The sequence below is a fragment of the Streptomyces sp. NPDC047043 genome (assembly GCF_040644055.1).
GTDB lineage: Bacteria > Actinomycetota > Actinomycetes > Streptomycetales > Streptomycetaceae > Streptomyces.
This window is the reverse complement of sequence record NZ_JBEYVO010000038.1, coordinates 109,077-115,675: the sequence shown is the minus strand read 5'-3', so window position 1 is coordinate 115,675 and position 6,599 is coordinate 109,077. Positions and strand designations below refer to the sequence as shown.

General features: G+C 69.5%; 6 protein-coding genes. 4 read left to right on the top strand and 2 right to left on the bottom strand.

What is annotated here, in order from left to right:
- Positions 1 to 42: 42 nt before the first annotated feature.
- The gene (locus tag ABZ880_RS44425; protein WP_361276054.1) at positions 43 to 438 is read right to left on the bottom strand and encodes a nuclear transport factor 2 family protein; all 396 of its coding nucleotides are present in this window, start codon (positions 436 to 438) and stop codon (positions 43 to 45) included.
- Between the two features lie 184 nt (positions 439 to 622).
- On the opposite strand from ABZ880_RS44425, the gene ABZ880_RS44420 reads away from it, so the two are divergent.
- The 4 genes from ABZ880_RS44420 to ABZ880_RS44405 are packed head-to-tail and all read left to right on the top strand — an operon-like array spanning position 623 to position 4,880.
- Complete coding sequence (locus tag ABZ880_RS44420) at positions 623 to 2,191, top strand: ABC transporter substrate-binding protein (RefSeq protein WP_361276050.1); 1,569 nt, start codon at positions 623 to 625, stop codon at positions 2,189 to 2,191.
- Positions 2,188 to 3,042: an SMP-30/gluconolactonase/LRE family protein gene (locus tag ABZ880_RS44415; RefSeq protein ID WP_361276048.1), complete on the top strand. Its 855-nt coding sequence runs from the start codon at positions 2,188 to 2,190 to the stop codon at positions 3,040 to 3,042. Before ABZ880_RS44420 ends, ABZ880_RS44415 begins: the two co-directional genes overlap by 4 nt.
- Entirely contained in the window at positions 3,039 to 3,935 is an 897-nt protein-coding gene (locus ABZ880_RS44410) for an SMP-30/gluconolactonase/LRE family protein (RefSeq protein ID WP_361276046.1), read from the top strand. Before ABZ880_RS44415 ends, ABZ880_RS44410 begins: the two co-directional genes overlap by 4 nt.
- Before the next feature lie 39 nt (positions 3,936 to 3,974).
- A complete protein-coding gene (locus ABZ880_RS44405; RefSeq protein ID WP_361276044.1) occupies positions 3,975 to 4,880 on the top strand; it encodes an SMP-30/gluconolactonase/LRE family protein in 906 nt (301 codons plus the stop codon).
- 155 nt (positions 4,881 to 5,035) lie between these two features.
- Here the strand turns inward: ABZ880_RS44405 and ABZ880_RS44400 are convergent, their stop codons facing one another.
- Entirely contained in the window at positions 5,036 to 6,574 is a 1,539-nt protein-coding gene (locus ABZ880_RS44400) for an amino acid permease (RefSeq protein WP_361276041.1), read from the bottom strand.
- Positions 6,575 to 6,599: the final 25 nt, after the last annotated feature.

Sequence of the window (6,599 nt, the reverse complement as noted above, 5' to 3'; positions counted from 1 at the left end):
GGGCCGGGTACGGAGTCCGTACCCGGCCCCACGCCGTTGCGGTCAGGGAGCGGGTGGTGTCTGCCCACCGGTCAGGAAGAAGGTCTTGCTGGCGATGGCCCACTCGCCCTTCTCCCGGACCAGGGTGAAGTAGTTGGTGAAGTCGGATCCGAGGTATCCGGTCTCCTCCAGGACCGCCGCCGCCACGTTCCCGGTGATCTCCACGGACCGGACGGTGTGCGTGTAGCCGTCGAGCCAGAGCGCGGGATCGGGACTTCCGGCGACGACGTCGAGGAATCGCCCGATGGGAACGGTGACCAGTTCCTCCCCCAGATATCCCCACATGTGCGCGTCGGGACGAAAGGCCGATCCGACGAGTTCCGGATCGGAGGCGGATACTCCCGCCACGTATTTCCCGATCACCTCGCGTACGGCGTCGATGTCCATGTCAGTTCCCATGTGCCGGGTGTTCCTTTCCGTCGTCTCCGTTCGATTCGAACACGCCGACGCGGGAAAGCATCGGCCTCTTGGGACTCCATGACGTGACGGACAAGGACTGTGCGCGGCTGGACAAGACCGTACGACCGTCGCACGGCGATCATTGGGCAAAGCAACCGGTGTCCCTGAAGCCGTGGAGGGCTCGATGGAACTGAGTAGACGCGGAGTGCTCCGGACCGGGGCGCTGGGGGGTGCGGCACTGCTGAGCGGCGGGCTTCTGTCCGCCTGCGCCGGCGGAGCGAACACGGGTACGGGAGGATCCGGCTCCGCCGGACCGACCGGCGCCCCCAAGCGGGGCGGGACCTTCGTGCACGGCATTTCCGGCGGGAGCTCGAAGGACAGCCTCAGCGCCTTCGTGATCAACTCCGCCTCGGACTTCGGCCGTTTCTGCGCGATGTACGAAACCCTGTGGTTCCCGTCGGCTGACTACACCATTCAGAAGAAGCTCGTCGACGAGTACTCCGTCAACAAGGCCGCGGACGAATGGACGATCCGGCTGAAGTCCGGTGTCGAGTTCCACAACGGGAAGAAACTCACGGCCGAGGACGTGCTCCACTCGTTCACCACCCTGCTGGACCCGAAGACTGCCGCTGCCTACGCGGGTTCCCTTTCGGACCTGGACCTGGCGAACAGCAGGAAGGTCGACGAACTCACCGTCCGGCTGAAACTGAAGTCGGGCCTGACGAATCTTCCCGAGATCCTGTCGACCTTCATCCCGATCATCCCGGTCGGCTACGACCCGGCGAAGCCGGTCGGCACCGGCCCGTTCAAGCTGAAGAGTTTCGAACCGGGCCGGCAGACCACCTTCACCCGTCACGAGAACTACTGGCAGCACGGCAAGCCGTACCTGGACTCCCTGACGATCATCGACTTCGCCGACGAGTCCAGCCGGGTCAACGCGCTGCTGTCGGGCCAGGTGATGGGCGCGGACACCATCGAGTTCTCGCTGCTCCCACAGCTCCAGGGCAGGGCCGGGGTCAGCCTGCTGCACCAGCAGACCAACAGCTTCGTGCCCCTGCAGATGCGGACCGACAAGGCGCCCTTCGACGACCCCCGGGTACGCCAGGCGTTCCGGCTGCTCGTCGACCGCAAGGCGCTCAACGAGGCGTCCTTCCTCGGGCACGCCCGCATCGCCAACGACCTCTACGCGCCGTCCGACCCGCTGTACGACTCCTCGCTCCCGCAGCGCGAGCAGGACGTCGCCCAGGCGAAGTACCTGCTGAAGCAGGCGGGCGCGGAGAACCTGAAGGTCACGCTGACCACCGCCGACCTGGGCGCGGGCATCGTCAGCCTGTCGCAGGCCTTCGCCGAGCAGGCGAAGCGGGCCGGGGTGACGGTCACCGTCGACAAGGTCGACCAGGCCACGTTCTACGGCCCGAACTACGGCAACTGGCTGTTCTCCCCCAACCTGACGACCCCGGCGAACTACTTCTACACCTGCCAGTCGAGCGACGCTCCGACGTCGACGACGAACTACACGCACTTCAAGGACCCGGAGTTCGACGCGCTCTACCGGCAGGCGGTCTCCGAGACGGACACCGCGAAGCAGAAGGAACTGGCCCACCGGATGCAGAAGATCCAGTACGACCGGGGCGGCTACATCATCGCCGGGTTCTACGACGCCTTCGACGGCCACAGCAACCGGCTCGGCGGGCTCAAGCCCGATGTGTCCGGTCTGGCCCTGTACCGCTACGCCGACCTGTGGCTGGCGTGACCGTGGCCACTCCCGTCGTGCTCGCCGAGGGGCTCGGCCATCCGCAGGGTCCGGACGTACTCGCCGACGGCTCGGTGGTCTTCGCCGAGACCTACCGGGGCCGGGTGGCCCGGTTTCGCGCGGGCGACGGTGTGACCACGCTCGCGGAGACCGGCGGCGGCCCGAACGCGGTGCTCGCGGCGCCGGACGGCTCCCTGTACGTCACCCAGAACGGGGGCCAGGCCGGTCCGTGGCGGTCCCCGGACCAGCGTCCGCCGGCCGTGCTCCGGCTGGCCCCGGGGTCGTACACCTCCGAGACCGTGGCGACCGAGGCGGACGGTGTGCCTCTCCTCGCCCCGCACGATCTCGCCCTCGGACGCGACGGCACGTTGTACTTCACGGACTCCGGCACCTGGGCGCCCGAGACCCGCCCCGATCCGGGCCGGCTGATCGCCGTGGCCCCCGACGGCGGTGTCCGCACGGTGCTGAACACCGGGCACACCTTCCCGAGCGGCATCGCGGTGGCCGACGACGGCTCGCTGCTCTGGGCCGAGTGCTACACCCACCGCATCCTGCGGCTGCCGCCCGGCGGCGAACCGGAGGTGCTGTGCACCCTGCCGGAGGAGCAGTTGCCCGAGTCCCTGAAGACCGGCCCCGACGGCACCCTGTGGGTCGCCGGGCTGTTCGCCGGGGGGATCGTGGTCCTGGACCGGCACGGCCGACAGACCGACTTCGTGCACACCGGGGGTCTGCCGCTCAACTCCGTCCTCGCGGACGGCACCCTGTACGTCACGGACCTCGGCCCTTACGACGACTCCGCCCCGGACGACACGGCACAGATGGTGGGACGATTGCTGGCGGTGGCACTGTGACCGACGACACCGAGATCCTCGCCGACCTGCTCGGCCACCCGGAGACTCCCGAACTCCTCCCGGACGGCGGGGTGTTGTTCGCCGAGACCGACAGCGGCCGGATCTGCGTGCGCTACCCCGACGGTCTGCTCGCCACCTTCGCGGTGCCCGGCGGCCGTCCGTACGGCTGCCTCTTCGGCAGCGACGGCCACCTGTACGTCACCCAGAGCGGCCACGACGGGGAGGGGCGGCTCGCTCCCCGCTCGGTGCCGCCCTCGCTGCAGCGGGTGAGCCCTGACGGCACCCGTTCCGAGGTGCTCGTGACCGAGGCCGACGGGCTGGCGTTCACCGCGCCCAACTCGCTGGCCTGGGCCCCCGACGGGCGGCTGTACGTCACCGACTCGGGCCACTGGGACCCCGACCTGCGCTCCGATCCGGGATACCTGTACGCGGTCCGCCCGGACCACGGTGCCGAGGTCGTCCTGGAGCTCGGGCCCACCTTCCCCAACGGCGTGCTGGCCGAGAGCGACGGCGGTGTGGTGTGGGTCGAGTCCTACACCCGCCGGGTGTGCCGCCTGCTGCCCGGCGGACGCACCGAGCACATCACCACCCTGCCCGAGGGCCACACCCCGGAGGCGGTCAAGGCGGACGCGGACGGCAACCTCTGGATCGCCAACTTCGAGGCGGGCGGCATCGACGTGATCGCCCGGGACGGCACCCCGCTGCGCGAGGTCGTCCTCGGCGGTGTCCCCATCAACTTCGCGTTCGGCGACGGGGAGTTGTACGTCGTCGACTTCGGCCTCACCGCCCACGAGACCCCGTACGGCTACCGCCCCGGACAGCTGAGGCGGACGGCCTGCCGGACCGCCGGAGCGCCCGTCCTGCGTGGCGCGCTGGACCCCTCCGGCACCTGACGGACCACGAACGGCCACGAACACCAGGAGAGCGACACCATGTCCACCCCGCTCACGATCGACGTGCTGGAAGCCGACTTCGGCGGTATGCCGCAGGGCGGCGACCTGCTGCCCGACGGCCGGTTCGTCAGTGTCGACACCCACACCGGCCGGCTCGTCGGCTGGTCCCCCGAGACCGGAACGCACAGCCTCGGCAAGACCACCTCCGGGCCCATCGCCGTCGCCATCGGCACCGACGGAGCCGCCTACCTGGCCCACACGGGCGGCCGGATCGGTGACTTCTGGGTCGCCGACGACGCCGTCGAGCCCTGTGTGCAACGGCTGCGACTCGGCGCCGAGGAGGCGGAGACGCTGCTCACCGAGGTGCAGGGCGTACCGCTCGTCGCACCGCACGACCTGGCCTGGGGAGCCGACGGACGGCTCTGGGTCGCCGACTCGCACATCTGGGAGTGGGACGAGGACCTGCGCGAGGAGCGCAGCGGCAACGGCCGGATCATCGCCGTCGACCCCGACGGCACCGCCCGGACCGTCGTCGACACCGGGGTCAGCTTCCCGGCCGGGATCGCCGCGGAGGCGGACGGCTCGATCGTGTGGACCGAGGCGTATCTCGACCGGGTACGGCGCCGGCGGCCGGACGGCACCGTCGAGACCGTCGCCCAGCTGCCTCACGGGCACATCCCGCACGGCATCCGCTGCGCGACGGACGGCAGCCTCTGGATCACCTCCTTCGGCTCCTCCACCCTCGACGTGGTGGCCGCCGACGGAAGCTCGGTGCGGTCGCTGCCGCTCGGGGAGAACGACCGTCCCATGAACCTGACCTTCGACGGGGAGTCCCTGTACGTGGTGGAGTTCCTGGAGGACGACGAGGGCGAGATGACGGGCCGCCTGTTGCGCGTCGGCACCGGCGTCCCGGGGGCGCCCATGGCGCGCGGCGCGCTGCTGTGAGGGGTGCGGACGCGGTGCCGGGTCGGCCCTGCGCGCGATACACCTGATGCACGGTCTTCGCACGCCCCTCCTGCTGCGGACGCCTTCGTCCGGCATCGCCGAGGCGCCGGGCCACCCTCGGGGGAGTGGCCCGGCGCCTCGGCGACGAAACGGGATCAGCCGCCCGTCAAGTCCCTTTCGATGGCGGCGAGTTCGTCCGCGCTGCCCTGGACCTTGGGCCCGCTGAACCACTTGCGGGCGGACAGCCCCCACCATGCGCCGGCGAAGCCCAGCACGACCACCACGGCGACCGGCGCGTAGTTGAAGCTGGTGGCGGTGACAGGGCTGACCTGCGGGAGCATGAAAAGGACGGTCACGAACACCACCCAGACCACGGCCGTGACGGCGACCGGCTTGCTCCACCGACCCAACTGCCAGGGCCCGGCGACGAAATCGTCGCCCTGCCGCAGCCGCAGATAGATCGGGATGACGTAGGCGATGAAAAGACCGATCACCGCGATCGACGTCACGGCCGCGTACGCGGTCGGGTTGATCAGGTACGGCAGGCCCAGCAGGAAGGCACCACCGGAGGCGAGCCAGACCGCGTTGGTGGGCGTACGGGTGTGGTCGCTGATCCGGTGCCAGATCCTGGAGCCCGGGAGGGCGCCGTCGCGCGAGAAGGCGTAGATCATGCGGGAGTTGGCGGTCACCGACGACATGCCGCAGAAGAACTGGGCGCCGATGACGATCAGCAGGAGCAGCTTGCCGCCGGTGGCCCCGAGCGCGTCGAGGAAGATCTGGACCGGGGGTACGCCGGTGTCGCTGCCGAGCGCGCCGCTGTAGCTCTGGATGGCGAAGGTGACACCGATCAGCAGGATCCAGCCGGCGACCAGGGAGACCAGGATCGAGTTGACGATGCCGCGGGGTCCGGAGCGCGCCGCGTCATGCGTCTCCTCCGTCATGTGCGCGGAGGCGTCGAAGCCGGTCAGGGTGTACTGGGCGAGCAGCAGGCCCAGGAGGGAGACGTAGAGGCCCGAGCCCCAGCCGGTGTTGTTGACGAAGTGACCGAAGACGAAGCTCGCGGACTGGTGCTTGCCCGGGAAGACGACCAGGGCCAGGACGACGATCGCCACGCCGATGACCTGCCACCACACGCTGATGTTGTTGAGCAGGGCGACGACCTTCACGCCACGGACGTTCAGGAGCGCGTGGACGAGAAGGGTGATGCCGAACAGCAGGACGGTGTGGCCGGGGGTGGCGGCGAAGCCGAACTGGAGGTCCAGGAAGGCGTTGAGGAACTGGGCGAGGCCGAAGTCGATGCCGGCGGTGACGGCGACCTGGCCGAGGAAGTTGAACCAGCCGGTGAACCAGGCCCAGGCGGGGCCGTTGGTCCTGGCGAGCTTGGCCGCCCAGTAGTAGAGGCCGCCGGCCGTGGGATAGCTGGAGCAGACCTCCGCCATGCCCAGGCCCACGGTGAGGGTGAACAGACCGACGATCGGCCAGCCCCACACCATGACGGCCGGGCCGCCGGTGTTCATGCCGAAGCCGTACAGGGTCATACAGCCGGAGAGGATGCAGATGATGGTGAAGGAGACGGCGAAGTTGGAGAACGCCGACATGCTGCGCTCCAGCTCCTGGGCGTAGCCCAGTTCGTGGAGACGGGCTTCGTCGTCGGTCGAGGCGGAGGGTCTTGCTCTCGTCTTGTCGGTGGTCATCGGGAGGACCCCTTCGTTCGGGTTG